The sequence below is a fragment of the Pontivivens ytuae genome (genome assembly GCF_015679265.1).
GTDB classification, from domain to species: Bacteria; Pseudomonadota; Alphaproteobacteria; order Rhodobacterales; family Rhodobacteraceae; genus Pontivivens; species Pontivivens ytuae.
This window is the reverse complement of the sequence record NZ_CP064942.1, coordinates 2,232,035-2,246,262: the sequence shown is the minus strand read 5'-3', so window position 1 is coordinate 2,246,262 and position 14,228 is coordinate 2,232,035. Positions and strand designations below refer to the sequence as shown.

General features: G+C 66.9%; 18 protein-coding genes. 8 read left to right on the top strand and 10 right to left on the bottom strand.

Annotated features, from left to right (window positions below):
- The first annotated feature begins 222 nt into the window (after positions 1 to 222).
- On the top strand, positions 223 to 1,608 hold the full coding sequence (ahcY, locus tag I0K15_RS10875; RefSeq protein ID WP_196101543.1) for an adenosylhomocysteinase: 1,386 nt from the start codon (positions 223 to 225) through the stop codon (positions 1,606 to 1,608).
- A 1-nt stretch (position 1,609) separates the two neighbouring features.
- Positions 1,610 to 2,296 (top strand): extensin-like domain-containing protein, encoded by a 687-nt coding sequence (locus I0K15_RS10870; RefSeq protein ID WP_196101542.1) that lies wholly within the window; start codon positions 1,610 to 1,612, stop codon positions 2,294 to 2,296.
- Between the two features lie 3 nt (positions 2,297 to 2,299).
- Here the strand turns inward: I0K15_RS10870 and I0K15_RS10865 are convergent, their stop codons facing one another.
- From I0K15_RS10865 to I0K15_RS10835, 7 genes are all read right to left on the bottom strand, one after another.
- Positions 2,300 to 2,533, bottom strand: a complete 234-nt coding sequence (locus I0K15_RS10865; RefSeq protein WP_196101541.1) for a hypothetical protein — start codon at positions 2,531 to 2,533, stop codon at positions 2,300 to 2,302.
- Between the two features lie 2 nt (positions 2,534 to 2,535).
- Positions 2,536 to 2,919 carry a DUF1761 domain-containing protein gene (locus I0K15_RS10860; RefSeq protein ID WP_196101540.1) on the bottom strand — a complete coding sequence of 128 codons (384 nt, stop codon included), beginning with the start codon at positions 2,917 to 2,919 and terminating at the stop codon, positions 2,536 to 2,538.
- Between the two features lie 70 nt (positions 2,920 to 2,989).
- Complete coding sequence (locus I0K15_RS10855) at positions 2,990 to 4,273, bottom strand: trypsin-like peptidase domain-containing protein (RefSeq protein WP_196101539.1); 1,284 nt, start codon at positions 4,271 to 4,273, stop codon at positions 2,990 to 2,992.
- 105 nt (positions 4,274 to 4,378) lie between these two features.
- Positions 4,379 to 4,798 carry an EVE domain-containing protein gene (locus tag I0K15_RS10850; RefSeq protein WP_196101538.1) on the bottom strand — a complete coding sequence of 140 codons (420 nt, stop codon included), beginning with the start codon at positions 4,796 to 4,798 and terminating at the stop codon, positions 4,379 to 4,381.
- 193 nt (positions 4,799 to 4,991) lie between these two features.
- Positions 4,992 to 5,684 carry a hypothetical protein gene (locus tag I0K15_RS10845; protein ID WP_196101537.1) on the bottom strand — a complete coding sequence of 231 codons (693 nt, stop codon included), beginning with the start codon at positions 5,682 to 5,684 and terminating at the stop codon, positions 4,992 to 4,994.
- A gap of 204 nt (positions 5,685 to 5,888) precedes the next feature.
- Positions 5,889 to 6,971 carry a tRNA (adenosine(37)-N6)-threonylcarbamoyltransferase complex transferase subunit TsaD gene (gene tsaD, locus I0K15_RS10840; RefSeq protein WP_196101536.1) on the bottom strand — a complete coding sequence of 361 codons (1,083 nt, stop codon included), beginning with the start codon at positions 6,969 to 6,971 and terminating at the stop codon, positions 5,889 to 5,891.
- 96 nt (positions 6,972 to 7,067) lie between these two features.
- Positions 7,068 to 7,553 carry a GNAT family N-acetyltransferase gene (locus tag I0K15_RS10835; protein WP_196101535.1) on the bottom strand — a complete coding sequence of 162 codons (486 nt, stop codon included), beginning with the start codon at positions 7,551 to 7,553 and terminating at the stop codon, positions 7,068 to 7,070.
- 135 nt (positions 7,554 to 7,688) lie between these two features.
- On the opposite strand from I0K15_RS10835, the gene I0K15_RS10830 reads away from it, so the two are divergent.
- From I0K15_RS10830 to I0K15_RS10815, 4 genes are all read left to right on the top strand, one after another.
- On the top strand, positions 7,689 to 8,294 hold the full coding sequence (locus I0K15_RS10830; protein ID WP_196101534.1) for a flavin reductase family protein: 606 nt from the start codon (positions 7,689 to 7,691) through the stop codon (positions 8,292 to 8,294).
- 67 nt (positions 8,295 to 8,361) lie between these two features.
- Complete coding sequence (locus I0K15_RS10825; protein WP_196101533.1) at positions 8,362 to 9,246, top strand: S-methyl-5'-thioadenosine phosphorylase; 885 nt, start codon at positions 8,362 to 8,364, stop codon at positions 9,244 to 9,246.
- Between the two features lie 117 nt (positions 9,247 to 9,363).
- On the top strand, positions 9,364 to 9,642 hold the full coding sequence (locus I0K15_RS10820) for a globin family protein (protein WP_196101532.1): 279 nt from the start codon (positions 9,364 to 9,366) through the stop codon (positions 9,640 to 9,642).
- A gap of 129 nt (positions 9,643 to 9,771) precedes the next feature.
- On the top strand, positions 9,772 to 9,927 hold the full coding sequence (locus tag I0K15_RS10815) for a hypothetical protein (RefSeq protein WP_196101531.1): 156 nt from the start codon (positions 9,772 to 9,774) through the stop codon (positions 9,925 to 9,927).
- On the opposite strand, the gene I0K15_RS10810 is transcribed toward I0K15_RS10815, so the two are convergent.
- The gene (locus I0K15_RS10810; RefSeq protein WP_230374090.1) at positions 9,893 to 11,065 is read right to left on the bottom strand and encodes an MFS transporter; all 1,173 of its coding nucleotides are present in this window, start codon (positions 11,063 to 11,065) and stop codon (positions 9,893 to 9,895) included. The two genes, I0K15_RS10815 and I0K15_RS10810, sit on opposite strands and share 35 nt — an antisense overlap.
- 120 nt (positions 11,066 to 11,185) lie before the next feature.
- On the opposite strand from I0K15_RS10810, the gene I0K15_RS10805 reads away from it, so the two are divergent.
- The gene (locus I0K15_RS10805) at positions 11,186 to 11,671 is read left to right on the top strand and encodes an Lrp/AsnC family transcriptional regulator (protein ID WP_196101530.1); all 486 of its coding nucleotides are present in this window, start codon (positions 11,186 to 11,188) and stop codon (positions 11,669 to 11,671) included.
- Here I0K15_RS10805 and I0K15_RS10800 read toward each other — a convergent pair.
- Positions 11,668 to 11,892 carry a hypothetical protein gene (locus tag I0K15_RS10800; RefSeq protein WP_230374089.1) on the bottom strand — a complete coding sequence of 75 codons (225 nt, stop codon included), beginning with the start codon at positions 11,890 to 11,892 and terminating at the stop codon, positions 11,668 to 11,670. The genes I0K15_RS10805 and I0K15_RS10800 overlap by 4 nt on opposite strands.
- Before the next feature lie 245 nt (positions 11,893 to 12,137).
- On the opposite strand from I0K15_RS10800, the gene I0K15_RS10795 reads away from it, so the two are divergent.
- Positions 12,138 to 12,677: an adenine phosphoribosyltransferase gene (locus tag I0K15_RS10795; protein WP_196101529.1), complete on the top strand. Its 540-nt coding sequence runs from the start codon at positions 12,138 to 12,140 to the stop codon at positions 12,675 to 12,677.
- A 129-nt stretch (positions 12,678 to 12,806) separates the two neighbouring features.
- On the opposite strand, the gene I0K15_RS10790 is transcribed toward I0K15_RS10795, so the two are convergent.
- Positions 12,807 to 14,213: an FAD-binding oxidoreductase gene (locus I0K15_RS10790; protein ID WP_196101528.1), complete on the bottom strand. Its 1,407-nt coding sequence runs from the start codon at positions 14,211 to 14,213 to the stop codon at positions 12,807 to 12,809.
- Positions 14,214 to 14,228: the final 15 nt, after the last annotated feature.

The window sequence follows — 14,228 nt, the reverse complement described above, 5'->3', positions numbered from 1 at the left end:
TGACGCCTGCGTGATGCTCCCCATGTGGTTGTGAAACAAAATCGGAACCCAAGCCATGCGGCGGTCCTGCTTTTTGCGATGCGGGCCGTAGCACCACGCGAGCAAAGGGCGGCCGTCCACGGGCGCGCCAGATACAGAGCGGCAAGATGACCGGTAAGTGACGTTGTTCGGCGCGAGACGGGGTGCTATCTGCGCTAGCGATACCGCTCAATGGGGGACCACATGGCCAAGGATTACGTCGTCAAGGACATCGAGCTTGCGGATTACGGCCGCAAGGAGCTGGACATCGCCGAGACCGAAATGCCGGGCCTGATGGCGCTGCGGGCAGAGTATGGCGAGAGCAAACCTCTCAAGGGCGCGCGCATCGTCGGATCGCTGCACATGACGATCCAGACCGCCGTGCTGATCGAGACGCTGGTGGAGCTGGGTGCGGATGTGCGCTGGGCCTCCTGCAACATCTTCTCGACCCAGGATCATGCGGCGGCGGCGATCGCGGCGGGCAACGTTCCGGTCTTTGCCGTGAAGGGCCAGTCGCTGGAGGAGCACTGGGACTACCTCGACCGCTCCTTCCAGTTCCCCGAAGGCGCAAACATGATCCTCGACGACGGGGGCGACGCGACCCTCTACGTCCTGCTCGGCGCACGGGCCGAGGCTGGTGAGGATTTGGGTATCCCGACCTCTGAGGAGGAGGAAGTGATCCACGCACAGATCAAAAAGCGGATGGAGCAGTCCCCGGGCTGGTTCACCAAAACGCGCGACGCGATCAAGGGTGTCTCGGAGGAGACCACGACCGGCGTGCACCGCCTCTATGATCTCGTGAAGAAGGGCCAGCTCCCCTTCCCGGCGATCAACGTGAACGACAGCGTCACCAAGTCGAAGTTCGACAACAAGTACGGCTGCAAGGAGTCGCTGGTCGACGGCATCCGCCGCGCGACCGACACGATGATGGCCGGCAAGGTCGCGGTCGTGATGGGCTATGGCGACGTGGGCAAAGGCTCCGCCGCCTCGCTGCGCGGCGCTGGTGCACGGGTCAAGGTGACGGAAGTCGATCCGATCTGCGCGCTTCAAGCCGCCATGGACGGCTTCGAGGTCGTTCTTCTGGAGGACGCGCTGGAGACGGCCGACATCTTCATCACCACCACCGGCAACAAGGACGTGATCCGCATCGAGCACATGCGCGCGATGAAGGACATGGCGATCGTTGGCAACATCGGCCACTTCGACAACGAGATCCAGGTCGCCGCCCTCAAGAACCACAAGTGGACCAAGATCAAGGATCAGGTGGACATGATCGAGATGCCCTCGGGCAACCGGATCATCCTGCTGTCCGAAGGCCGCCTGCTGAACCTAGGCAACGCGACCGGCCACCCGTCCTTCGTGATGTCCGCGTCCTTCACCAACCAGGTGCTGGCGCAGATCGAGCTGTGGACCAAGGGCGACGAGTACGAGAACAAGGTCTACATCCTGCCCAAGCACCTCGATGAGAAGGTGGCGCGCCTGCATCTCGACCGAATCGGGGTGAAGCTCACCCGGCTCGACAAGGAGCAGGCGGACTATATCGGCGTGACGCCGGAGGGGCCGTTCAAGCCCGAGCACTACCGCTACTAGGATGCGCTGGCTGCGCCGCATCGCGGCGCTCGGCTTGCTGGTCCTGGCAGGCTTCGGCGGGTGGACCCTTGTGGTTCATCCGCAGACGCCATTGCCACGCTGGTGGAACCCGATCGAGCCGCTGGTGCTGACCGATCCGGTCACGCCCGTCACCTCGTGGAAGATCGGGCGGGCGGTGCGCGATGGCGCGACCTGCAGGGCGACGCTGCGGCCCGGTGCGGCGTTCGAGGCGTTGTCCGACATCGAGGTCTCCGACGTCTGCCATATCCGCGACCGGGTGCGGCTCACCCGCGTGGGCGATGCGGAGCTGCGCCCGGTGGAGACGACCTGCGAGACCGCGCTGCGGCTGGCGATGTGGGAGCGGCACACGCTCCAGCCCCTCGTCGAGGCGGAGTTCGGGGAGCGGGTGACGACGATCCGCCACCAGTCGAGCTACAACTGCCGCACGATCCGCGGCAGCTCCACCCGCATGAGCACCCATGCAACGGCGGACGCGATCGACGTCGCAGGCTTCACGCTGGAGGATGGCCGCCAGATCGAGCTGATCGAGGACTGGGAGGATACGTCCTTCTGGCAGGGTCTGCGCAATGGCGGCTGCCGGTGGTTCGGAACGGTGCTCGGCCCCGATTACAACGCGCTGCATGCCGACCATTTCCACATGCAGAACCGCGGCGGATTCTGCCGCTAGGCCTCAGACCGAGGCGCCGTAGCGGTCCTTGAAGCGCCGCTTCAGCCGCCGGTGCCACGCGGGTTCGTGCTCGGGCACGAACCCTTCGGCCGCAAGTACCGCCTCGGCGAACGTGTCCGCGTAGAGCGGCTCCGGCCGGTTCAGCAGCGCGGCAGCCCCCAGTTCGTTGCAGAAGCCCCATTGCACGCAGAGCTGATCGAGGAGCACCTCGAGATCCCGTTCGAGGTCGTCGGTCACGTTCAGAACAGCTCCAGCACCGCGCCTCCGGCGGCCACGCCGATCACCGCATAGGTCCCGTCGATCAGCGTCAGCACCCAGGGGCGGCCGCTATACATGTTGTTCACCGCCATCCACGGAACCCCGAGGAACGCGCCGACGCCTGCCCCCATCATCAGGCCCTCCGCCGCACCCTGTACGTCGGCGAGGTACCAGATCCACTGCAAGAAGCCGCAAAGCAGCACAAAGCAGGCATAGCTGAGGCCGAAGACCGCGCGGCTCATGCCACTCTCTTCCGACGGCGCGATGCCGGCCGCGTCGCGCCACGGGCCGGACATCAGGCCGTACCACGCGGCCCCGATGGCCCAGATCGCGGCGGCGGCGACCAGAACGGCGACGATCTCCATGGCGGCTCCTCCGCGTTCGGGCGCGTTTGGGTGCCGCCCAGCCTGCGCCAGCCGCGTCCGCGCGGCAAGCTCAGCCGCCGACGCAGCGCACGGGGACGATCGCGTTGGCGGTGGAGGCGGTGAGGCGCGCGCCTGCCCCCTCGCCGGGTTCGGAGGGTTGGAGGTCGTAGGCGATCCGCGCGGTGTCGAGGACTGCCGCCAGTGCCCCTGCGCCGATGACCACACCGTCGCGGGCGCCGGTCCCGCTGGTGGCAAGCCCTGCGACAGCATCGCCGGCGTCGAGCGCCGGTGCGCCGTCCATGCCGGCGAAGACGGGCACGCGCACGGCAACGGTGCCGTTCTGCGGCTCCGCCCCTGCACCGCGCTCCGCCGTGCTCGCGCTCAGCCCGCCGCCATCCTGGTATCCGATGACCCGGGCGCGGTCGCCGGGATCGGGCAGCGCAGCATCGGACAGGGCGAGCCACGTCGTCGAACGCTCACCCGGCGCCGTGATGACCGCGACCTCACCCGCCCCGTCGAGATGCAGGACCTCGGCCGCGATGCCGTCCCGGATCTCCACCCGCGGGCACTGATCGACGAGCGCGAAGGCCGTCAGAATGTCGGTGTTGTTGACGTAGAAGCCGGTGCCCGCGGCCTGCTGCACACGCTCGGCCTGCACAAGCACCGGCTCGGCCTCCGCTGTGTCGCTCGCCGGAGTCCCTGTCGAGATCTCGGGGATCTGTCCGACGAAGATGCTCGCCACCGTGGCGTTGAAGAGCGGGCGCCGCTCGGTCGGGGCGAGGACACGGATGTTGATCCAGCCCTCCTCCAGCGGTTCGGAGCGGAGATAGGCGATGCGCGCATCCTCGATCTCGGCCGACGTGACCTGACGCGCGCCGGTGCGCAGCGTGTAGAGATCGCCGGTCGCCAGCGCCTCCTCGATCCGGCCATGGGCCTCCTGCATGCCCGCGGCGTCGCTGCGCCAGACCAGCGTGTCGAGGCCGGTGGGGTCGAGATAGCGGGTCGCACCACCCTCGACCGGTTCCAGCGTCACGCTCTCCCACGGCAGGCCGAGTGCGACGGCCTCGTCCTCGGACGGGCGGATGTCCCAGCCGAGTTCCGCCTGCAGCGCGGCCCAGTCGGCGAGAAGGCCGGTGGCCTGCTCCGCGCTGACCGACTCCTGATCCAGGAGTTGTGCGGCCGCGGCGGCCGTCCGCTCCCCCCAGCTTCCGTCGACCAGCCCGTCGTAGACCTCGGCATGGGCGAGCAACGTCTGGATGCCGCGGATCTGCGCTGGAACAAGCTCCTCCTGCGCCAGTGCAGGCAGGGGAAACACCGCCGCGAGAACAGCGGCGATGCGGATGAGGGCTAGCATTGGTATTCTCCCGTCCCGGATATCGGCGGGCATCATACATCAGGGAAACGCATCGGCGAAGATCAGCCTATGGTTGTATTTTTGCCGCCCACCGAGAGGCAGGCATCAGCCCTTGTAGCCCCCCATTTCACAGACGATCTTCCACTCCGCCTCGGTGACAGGCTGCACCGACAGGCGCGAGTTGTTGACAAGGATCATCTCGGCGAGCCGCGGCTCCGCCTTGCAATCATCGAGGGTCACCGGCGTCTCGAACGGACCGATGGCCTTGATGTCCACGCATTCCCAGCGCGGGTCGTCGGTCTTCGAATCGGGGTGCGCCTCGGCGATGACCTCGACCACGCCGACGATCTGCTTCTCGTTGACGGAGTGATAGAAGAAGCCGCGGTCGCCCAGCTTCATCTCCCGCATGTTGTTGCGGGCCTGGTAGTTGCGGACCCCGTCCCACTCCTCCCCCGCGTCGCCCTTTGCCACCTGATCGTCCCAGGACCAGGTGTTGGGCTCGGACTTGAACAGCCAGTAGCGCATGTCAGCCTCCGATCACGCGGTTCCAGGGGTGGATGTCGACGGTGCGAAAGAGGCTGGCCTTCGCATAGGGATCGGCGGCGGCCCGATCGGCCGTGCGCAGCCCAAGACCGGCTCTTTTTGCACATTTGGGCAGTCTTGACATTGATCCACCAGGCATAACCTCTCCAAGTTGCGGTATCGTCGTTATGTGACATCAGTGCCGGTCGTCCAACACTTCAACGGGGATCGCCTGCCACTCCGGCACCCCGAGCTTGTTGAGTGCATCAACAACAGGTTGCGTGCAGAGCACATCCCGCATGAACGCATCACGCCATATCAAGCGGCCCGCAATCTTGCTGGCGCGGACGACCCGCCGGGCGCCACGGGAGGAATACGCTCCGCGGTACTTTTCCACGACACGATCCATCGGGCCAATTTTGCTAAGTTCGAGATCGTAGCTTTCGAACATTGGCAGAAGCGTGGCAAAGAAGAACGGACCGTCCCAGGGCGGGCAGGCTCGAACCGGATCCCAGACCTTGTCATGAGGCGTGAAATCGAACGCCGTGTCGTCCAACGCAGTCATGATCTGGAAGAAGGCTTCATCCACGATCACTTCTTCGGTGACGCGCGCAATGTAGTCACCCAGAACATGACTGTTCCGGTAAGGCTTCTTGCCTCCACGGACTATCGCCCAAAGCTTTGAAAGCTGCTCCTTGCTTTCAGATTCTAGCGGCCCCTGCGCTGCCCACGTATTGCCCCCGGTGGCGTAGTGCAGATCTTCCAACGGATGCCATTGAGCACCTTCCCGACTGTACTGTGGGCCATCCCTCTCAAGGGCCCACGTCACATGGCTGGACGTCGGGCAAGCGAAGTCCCGTGCGAGTTGATAGCACTTGAGCTCATTCATTTGCAGCACCGGCAATGAGAGACCGAGACTGCCCCTCGACATGCTCTTTCTTAACAACGGGTAAGGTGAGTCCCACGATCACGATATCTCCGTTCATCCGCCGCCCGGCACCTGCCCCTACTTTCGAAACGAGCCTTTGCCGTATCGGACAAACGCGCCGGGACTGTCGTGGGCGATGATGACGTGAAGCATGGGCTCTCCTTCTCAGGCCTTGGCGCCTTTGCGCCCCGATCCGAGCATCGGGGCAGCGGTGGTGTCGAGCGGCCAGCGGGGGCGGGCCGCGAGGGTCATATCGTCAGTCTGGCCGAGACGATAGCGCTCCCACCCCGCCCAGGCGATCATCGCGCCGTTATCGGTGCAGAGCGCGAGCGGCGGGGCGGTGAAGGCGAAGCCGGCCTCAGTGGCGGCGGCCTCCAGCCCGGCGCGGAGCGTGCGGTTGGCGGCGACCCCGCCGGCGACGGCGATGGTGGTGGCGCCGTGGCTCTCGGTAAAGGCCGTCATGGCGCGGCGGGTCTTGCCGGTCAGCACGTCGGCGACCGCCGCCTGGAACGAGGCGCAGAGATCGGCGCGATCCTGCAGGGTCAGCCCGCCCTTCTCCGTGATGATCTGATCGCGGGCCCGGCGCAGCGCTGTCTTCAGCCCCGAAAAGCTCATATCGCAGCCGGGCCGGTCTATCAGCGGGCGGGGAAAGTCGAAGCGGGTGGGGTCGCCCTGCGTTGCCTCCTGCTCGACCGCCGGGCCGCCTGGCTGCGGCAGGCCAAGGAGTTTTGCCGTCTTGTCGAAGGCCTCGCCCGGCGCATCGTCGATGGTGCCGCCGAGCCGGGTGAACTCCTCCGGCCCCGCAACGGCGAGGAACTGGCAGTGCCCACCGGAGACGAGCAGCATGAGGTAGGGAAACTCCAACCCATCGGTCAGGCGGGGCGTGAGTGCATGGCCTGCAAGATGGTTCACTCCGATCAGCGGCTTGCCTGCGCCCGCCGCCAGCCCTTTGGCGAACATCACGCCGGACAGGACGCCGCCGATCAGGCCAGGCCCGGCGGTCACCGCGACGGCCTCGATCTCGGCCAGCGTCACGCCCGCCTCCGCAAGCGCCTGCTCCACCACGATGTCCAGCCGCTCCGCGTGCGCGCGCGCCGCGATCTCCGGCACCACGCCGCCGAAATCGGCATGGAGGTCAGCTTGGGAGAAGACACGTGAGGACAGGACCTCCCGCTCTGCGCTCACGACGGCGGCGGCAGTGTCGTCACAGCTCGATTCGAGGCCGAGGATGAGGGGCGCGCGGGTCATCGGCCCCGCGTACCCTTCGCCTCTCTCTTCGTCAAATATCCCCGCCGGAGGCGCCTGCCCGCACCGTCGCTTGCGTATTTGGGGAAAGATGAAGGATCAGGCGGGCTCCACCAGTCCCGCGACACCCGTCATGGCGCCCGGCTCCAGTTCGAGGGCAAGCAGGCGTTCTGGATTGGTGGGCGGCGGGTACTCGAGGCCGAGCGCGAGGTCGCGCCGGAAGCCAAAGCGGCCATAGTACGGCGCGTCACCGACGAGGATCACACGAGACCAGCCGAGGCCGGACGCCAGCTCCAGCGTATGACGGATCAGGAGCGCACCCAGCCCCTCCCCCTGCCGCACCGGGTGCACCGCGATGGGGCCGAGCAGTAGGGCCGCGGCCTCGCCAACCCTCACCGGCCAATAACGGATCGCAGCGGCCAGCACGTCGTATTCGTCGCGCACCATCCAGCTCAGACCCTCGACCGGCGGACCGCTGCGCAGGCGGTAGCTCGACAGCGCCGTGCGGCCCGGCGCGAAGGCCAGGTCGTAGAGCAGTTCCACCTCGTAGGTGTCGTCGGCGCGTTCGAGAAGCAGGCGGGTCATGGGGACTCCGAGGGCAGGGACGGGAAAGGGCTCTCTCGTCTCAGCCTCGTCGCATCATCTGGTCCCGTGCCCCTTTTCGGTTACATTCCGCCGGGCTAGCACGCCGCGATCCGCCCGCCAAGACCGAGGAGCCTCATGTTCTACCGCCCCGAAGACGGCCACGGCCTGCCGCACAACCCGTTCAACGCCGTCGTTACGCCGCGCCCCATTGGCTGGATCTCGACGAGATGCAAGGACGGGCGGGAGAATCTGGCGCCCTATTCCTTCTTCAACGCCGTCGCCTACGTGCCGCCGCAGGTGATGTTCGCGAGCACGTCGGCCAAGGACGACCGGCACATGGGCAAGGACTCGGTTGCCAATATCGACGAGACGGGCGTCTTCTGCGTCAACATCGTCAGCTACGAGATGCGCGACGTGATGAACCTGACCTCGGGCAACTACCATGGCGACGAGGACGAGTTCGCCATGGCGGGCCTCGAGCGGGCGGAGTGCGAGACCATCGCCTGCTCCCGCGTCGCGGGCGCGCCGGCGTCGCTCGAATGCAAGCTCACGCAGATCGTGAAGCTGCCGGGCGAGGCGAACTACACCGTCTTCGGCGAGGTCACGGGCGTGCATCTGCGCGACGATTGCCTGGTTGACGGCATCTTCGACGTACTCACCTTCAACCCGCTGGCCCGGATGGGCTATCGCGACTACACCGTTGTGCGGGAGAAGTTCAGCCTGAAGCGGCCAGGCGAATAGCCGCCTTCCAGCTTGTTCCAAGTATCCTCGCGCGGAAGCGCGAAACCGCGTCCTGAGGAGGCCCCGAATGACCCAGACGACCATCGGCATCATCGGCGGCTCCGGCCTCTACGCGATCGAGGGGCTGGAGAGCGCGGAGTGGGTCTCCGTCGAGACGCCGTGGGGCGCGCCGTCCGACCAGCTCTTCACCGGCATGCTCGACGGGGTGCGCATGGTCTTCCTGCCGCGGCACGGACGGGGGCATGTGCACACGCCTTCCACCGTGCCTTATCGCGCCAACATCCACGCGCTCAAGGCACTCGGGGTCACGGATGTCTTCAGCCTGTCGGCCACCGGCAGCTTCCGGGAGGAGATGGCGCCCGGCGATTTCGTCATCGTCGATCAGTTTATCGACCGGACTTTCGCGCGGGAGAAGTCGTTCTTCGGCCCCGGCCTCGTCGCACATGTCAGCCTCGCCCATCCCACTTGCCCGCGCCTGTCGGACGTGGCGGAGGAGGCGGCGAAGGCCGAGGGCATCAACGTGCACCGCGGCGGCACGTATCTCGCCATGGAAGGCCCGCAATTCTCCACGCTCGCGGAGTCGAAGCTCTATCGCGAGGTCTGGAACTGCGACGTGATCGGCATGACCAACATGCCCGAGGCGAAACTCGCGCGGGAGGCGGAGCTTTGCTACGCCTCGGTCGCGATGGTCACGGACTATGATTGCTGGCACCCGGATCACGACAATGTCGAGGTCTCGACCATCGTGCAGACGCTGCTGGGCAATGCTGATAAGGCACGCGGCCTTGTGCGGCGTCTGCCCGGCCTGCTCGGAGCGGAGCGGGCGCCCTGTCCGCATGGCTGCGACCGCGCGCTGGAGGCAGCGATCATCACCGGGACCGAGCATCGGGATGCGGAGATGGTCCGGAAGCTCGGCGTCGTCGCAGGGCGGATGCTGTCGGGCGCTGGCTGACGGGCAATAGCAGCGGACATTGCCCGCTCGCGGAGCGCCCGGTACCCTCCCTCATCCGCGGCCAAGCGCCGTTCGACCGTATGGAGAGCGGCCATTCCATCCTCGAACGACCCCAGCGTGAAAATCGTCTACGGCGTGGTCGCGTTCGGCCTGCTGGGCTTCTTCCTGTTCGCGCTGTTCATCGCGCATGACGCGGTGACGGGCCTGATCGAGGGGCGTCCCGACACCATTCGGCGCGGGGGAAGCGCGTCGTCCACACTCCGCGATCGGGTCTTCGATGGCGAGGACATCTTCACCTACGTCGTGGAGCTTCTGTTCGCCGGGATGATCATCGCCGTGCTCGTGGTCATGGTCCTGCGCGCCTTGCGGAAGGGGTCGGACGGGGCGGATCGATAGCGAAAATCCCGCCAACCCACCGTTTTCACGCACAATTCACGCGTTAATACTGCGATCCGATTTGACGTGGGGTCATTTCCCGGGCACGCTATGTGACAGTTTGATGACGTTTCGATGAAGGAGTGTCCGATGCATGTCCAGATCGCCCGCGCCCTGCTCCCGCTGGAGCATCGGCAGAACCGGGCCGACGATCGCCTGACCTACCTGCCGCGCACGGTCTATACCAAGCGCGACAGTTGGCGCGCCCGCCTCATGAAGCGCCTGCGCGCCGGGATGGGCCGTTGAACCAGCCGCTCCGGCGCAGGGACTGGACCAGCGCCGGAATGAGACACAGGGCGGAGACGACGGCAGCGGTCGCGAGGCCAAAGCCCTCGTAGATCGGGCGAAAGCCGCTCACGCCCACTGCCACGCACAGATACGTCGTCGCCGAGTAGAGCCCCATGATCGCCCCGCGCCGTGCTGGATCAAGCTGGGTAAGCCCGCCCACGATCAGCGTCATCGCGACATGGTTGACGAGGCCCCAGACGAGGCAGAGCGCGACCAGCACCCAGAACGCGCCCATGCCCAGCGCCAGGGCCACATAGACGCCGACGAGGATCGCGAGCACGATGGGCCGCATCCGCGCGGAGCCCCAGCGGTCCACCATCCGGTCGAGCGGGACGGCCAGGCCGAAGCCGATGCCATAAGCCAGCGGCAGCAGCCCCGTCAGCGCGGTGGAGCGGCCGAGCACCTGCTGCACATGCGGCCCCAGCCACGTGTAGACCCCGTAGAACGCGATCATGAACCCTGCAACGCCGACGAGCCCGGCGCCGATCCCCGGCACACGCAGCGCGGCAAGTGGCGAGGTCCGGTGCCCCGGCGCACCGCTCCCGCGCTCCAGCCGCAAGGCGAGCGCTGTGGCGATCAGGGCGGCGAAGCCGGCGAGCAGGCCAAACACGGCCCGCCAGTGCACGAAATCGGAGATCGGGGCGGCGAGGCTGACCCCCGCGACCAGCGCTAGGGTCCAGCCGGTGAGCACGATGCCGAGAGTCTCCGCCTCCCGCCCCTTCAGCGCGACCTCCGCCGTGAGGGAGTAGATCGCGGGCAGCGCAGCCCCGGCGGCCAGACCCGCTAGGACCTGAGCGCCGATCAGCATTCCAACGCCGATCGCGAGCATCGCACCCGCCAACGCCACGGCAAGGGTCGCCAGCGCCAGCAGGACGACGCGGCCCGCGCCGATCCGGTCGACCTGCGGCGCGAGGCCAAGTGCGCTCAGCGCCGTGGCGAGGCCGTAGGCCGATGCGGCCTGCAGGACGCGCGCCGCGTCGGCGCCCGGAAAGCTCTCGGCCACCGTGGTCGCGATGGGGCCTAGCATCAGCGAATTGGCGCCGACCACGCCCACCGCGGAGGTCAGCAACAGGATCGTGGGGGTCAGGATGCGCATGGTTCACTCCTCCAGCTTGAGCGAAGGAGTTGCATCGAAGCGGCGACCTCTCAATATGAAGTTCGGAGTAGATCGTCAGAAACGAATGGCATTCGGAAGGAATGCGAAGGAGCCTCACCGATGGACGAAATCGACCGAAGGATATTAGCCGCCCTCGTGACCGATGCCGGGCAGAGCTACGCCAAACTTTCCGAGCAGGTCGGCCTGTCGCCGCCCGCGGTGCATGACCGGGTGAAGAAGCTGCGCGCCTCGGGCGCCATCAAGGGCGTCGAGGCGCGGATCGACCCGGCGCAGGTCGGCAAGGCCCTGCTCGCCTTCGTGCATGTCGACACGATCGGCTGGGGCAAGACGCCAGTGATGCTGGCCCTCGGCGACCTGCCGGAGGTGGAGGAGATCCACTCCGTCACCGGGGACACCTGCATGTTGCTTAAGGTCCGGGTCACTGACAGCCCGGCACTGGAGGGGCTGCTCGCGCGGATCTACGATATCAAAGGCGTGCAGGCGACGCGCAGCTACGTGGCGCTGTCGACGTATCTGGAGCGTCCGCCGCAGGCCGGGGTCACCGCAGACCTGCACGTGGTGCAGCATCCCGAGGAGCTCGCCTAGCCGTTCTTATGCTCGTCGACGAAACGACGCATGAAGTGGCGAATCTCCCGCGCGGCTGATGTGTCGAGCTCATCGCACAACTGTACGAATGCATCCCGCTCCGACTTCTCAACCCTGATGACAAGTTGGCTGCTTTTCTTGGCCGACTTCTTTCCGCTTTTTTCAGATTTTTTGTTCACGGTGCGACTCGGCTCTTGAACGTGCAGCAGATGTATATACATTCGATAGCGTAACGAACGACAGAATGCCCCAAAAGGGGCTCGTGGGAAAGAGGTGAGTACACATGAATATCGTGACGGCACAAGCGCTTGTCATCCGGGATCGCTACGACTGGAACAAGCCGCACCTGACGTGGCTGCCCGAGCGGCTCTACCGGGCGTTCTCGGAGATCCGCCGCCGCTGAGGCTTGCGCATCGGGGCTGGCCTGCGCCACAAGGGCGAGGTTCGTCCAGCCGCAGAGGCCCCGATGGTGAATTCGAAATCCATCCAAGACTACATCCGCACGATCCCGGACTTCCCCCACGAGGGGATCATGTTCCGGGACGTGACGACGCTGTTCAACGACGCGCGGGGCTTTCGCATGGCGGTGGACATGCTGCTGCACCCCTTCGCCGGTCAGCCGATCGACCGGGTTGCGGGGCTGGAGGCGCGTGGCTTCATCCTGGGCGGCGCGGTCGCGCACCAGCTCGGCATCGGGTTCATCCCGATCCGCAAGGCGGGCAAGCTGCCCCATGACCGGATCGCGCAGGACTATCAGCTCGAGTACGGGCAGGCGACGGTCGAGATCCACACCGATTCGATCCAGGCCGGCGAGAGCGTGCTGATCGTGGACGACCTGCTGGCCACCGGGGGGACGGCCGAGGCCGGGATCAAGCTGATCGAACGCCTGGGCGGGAAGGTCGCGGGCTGCGCCTTCGTCGTGGACCTTCCGGAGCTCGGCGGGCGCCAGCGGCTCGAGGCGATGGGCGTGGACGTGCATGCCCTAACGGCATTTGAAGGCGCCTAACCGGCGTTAACCCTCTCTTTACGATCAGGGTCTACTCCGAGGCCTGTCGGGGACATGGAGATCCGACAGCTGCTTGCCGGACCAATGGTCCTGACGGCGCCCCCAGCCACCCCACTTGGGGGCGCCGTTTCAGCTTTGCGTCAGGATGACACCGGGGTTCAGGATACCGCGCGGGTCGAGCGCCGCCTTGATCGCGCGCATCGCCGCGAGGCGACCCGGGTCGCCGTAGCGCTCCAGATCCGCGGTTTTAAGCCGGCCGACGCCGTGCTCCGCGCTCACCGAACCGCCGAGTGAGACGACGAGGTCGTGCACGGCACGCTGCACCGCGTCCCGCTGGTTCGCGTAGTCCCGTTTGTCACGGCCCGCCGCCGGGAAGGCGTTGTAGTGCAGGTTGCCGTCGCCGACATGGCCGAAGCAGTTGATCCGGGCGTCCGGCGCGACCTCGGCCACCGCAACCCGCCCCCGCTCGATGAACTCCGGCAGCCGCGACAGCGGGACGGAGATGTCGTGAGAGCTGATCGAGCCCGTCAGCCGGTTTGCCTCCGGTATCGTCTCCCGCACGGCCCAGAGCGCATCGCGCTGGCCTTCGTTCTGGGCGATCACAGCGTCGCTGACTGCGCCGCGCTCGAAGGCGTCAGCGAGCCCCGTCTCCAGCGCCTTGGCCGTCCCGTAGGCCCCGCCGACCTCGACCAGCACCATCCAGTCGGGCCGCGTCTCCAGCGGGTGGGTCATGTCCGGGAAGTGCTCGGCGAGGAAATCGAGCCCCTGCCGGTGCACCAGCTCGAAGGCGGAGATCACCTCGCCAAGCTGCCCCTGCAGATCCTGCAGCAGGTCGAGCGCACCCGCCGGGCTCTCCACCGCAAGGAAGGCCGTCGCGACCTCCGCCGGGCGGGGCAGCAGGCGCAGGCTCGCCGCGGTGATGACTCCCAGCGTCCCTTCGGAGCCGATCAGCAGGTGCCGCAGGTCGTAGCCGCTATTGTCCTTCCGCAAGCGTTTCAGGTCGCGGATCACGGTACCGTCGGCGAGCACCGCCTCGATGCCCAGTACCAGATCGCGGGCGTTGCCGTAGCGCAGGACGTTGACGCCGCCCGCGTTCGTGGCGAGCACACCGCCGATCCGCGCGGTGCCTTCCGAAGCGATGGAGAGGGGAAAGAGACAGCCTGCCTCCTCCGCCGCCTGCTGGACCTCGGCGAGCGTGACGCCGGCCTCGACGATCAGGGCGCCGTCAGCGGCCGCCACCTCGCGCACCTCGTTCAGGCGCTCCAGCGACAGGAGCACGGCGCCGCCCGCCTCGTGGATCTGCCCGCCGACGAGGCCCGTGCCGCCGCCATAGGGCACGACGGGCACGCCCGCCTCGTTGCAGGCGGCCAGCAGCGCTGAGACGCCCTCGACATCCCGCGGCCTGGCGAGCGGGGCGGCGGCGCCGTGCCAACGGCCGCGCGGCTCCTCCAGATAGGCGGGGGCAGCCTCGGTCAGGCCGAGATCCAGCGCGCGGAGGCGGTCGAGAAAGGCGTCATCGAGCGGCATGGCCTCCACATAACGTCGGAGGCC

Bases quoted from the DNA above. Each gene is read 5' to 3' on its own strand.
- ahcY (WP_196101543.1), top strand. From the start codon at position 223: ATGGCCAAGGATTACGTCGTCAAGGACATCGAGCTTGCGGATTACGGC.
- I0K15_RS10870 (WP_196101542.1), top strand. From the start codon at position 1,610: ATGCGCTGGCTGCGCCGCATCGCGGCGCTCGGCTTGCTGGTCCTGGCA.
- I0K15_RS10860 (WP_196101540.1), bottom strand. From the start codon at position 2,919: ATGGAGATCGTCGCCGTTCTGGTCGCCGCCGCCGCGATCTGGGCCATC.
- I0K15_RS10855 (WP_196101539.1), bottom strand. From the start codon at position 4,273: ATGCTAGCCCTCATCCGCATCGCCGCTGTTCTCGCGGCGGTGTTTCCC.
- I0K15_RS10850 (WP_196101538.1), bottom strand. From the start codon at position 4,798: ATGCGCTACTGGCTGTTCAAGTCCGAGCCCAACACCTGGTCCTGGGAC.
- I0K15_RS10845 (WP_196101537.1), bottom strand. From the start codon at position 5,684: ATGAATGAGCTCAAGTGCTATCAACTCGCACGGGACTTCGCTTGCCCG.
- tsaD (WP_196101536.1), bottom strand. From the start codon at position 6,971: ATGACCCGCGCGCCCCTCATCCTCGGCCTCGAATCGAGCTGTGACGAC.
- I0K15_RS10835 (WP_196101535.1), bottom strand. From the start codon at position 7,553: ATGACCCGCCTGCTTCTCGAACGCGCCGACGACACCTACGAGGTGGAA.
- I0K15_RS10830 (WP_196101534.1), top strand. From the start codon at position 7,689: ATGTTCTACCGCCCCGAAGACGGCCACGGCCTGCCGCACAACCCGTTC.
- I0K15_RS10825 (WP_196101533.1), top strand. From the start codon at position 8,362: ATGACCCAGACGACCATCGGCATCATCGGCGGCTCCGGCCTCTACGCG.
- I0K15_RS10815 (WP_196101531.1), top strand. From the start codon at position 9,772: ATGCATGTCCAGATCGCCCGCGCCCTGCTCCCGCTGGAGCATCGGCAG.
- I0K15_RS10810 (WP_230374090.1), bottom strand. From the start codon at position 11,065: ATGCGCATCCTGACCCCCACGATCCTGTTGCTGACCTCCGCGGTGGGC.
- I0K15_RS10805 (WP_196101530.1), top strand. From the start codon at position 11,186: ATGGACGAAATCGACCGAAGGATATTAGCCGCCCTCGTGACCGATGCC.
- I0K15_RS10800 (WP_230374089.1), bottom strand. From the start codon at position 11,892: ATGTATATACATCTGCTGCACGTTCAAGAGCCGAGTCGCACCGTGAAC.
- I0K15_RS10795 (WP_196101529.1), top strand. From the start codon at position 12,138: ATGGTGAATTCGAAATCCATCCAAGACTACATCCGCACGATCCCGGAC.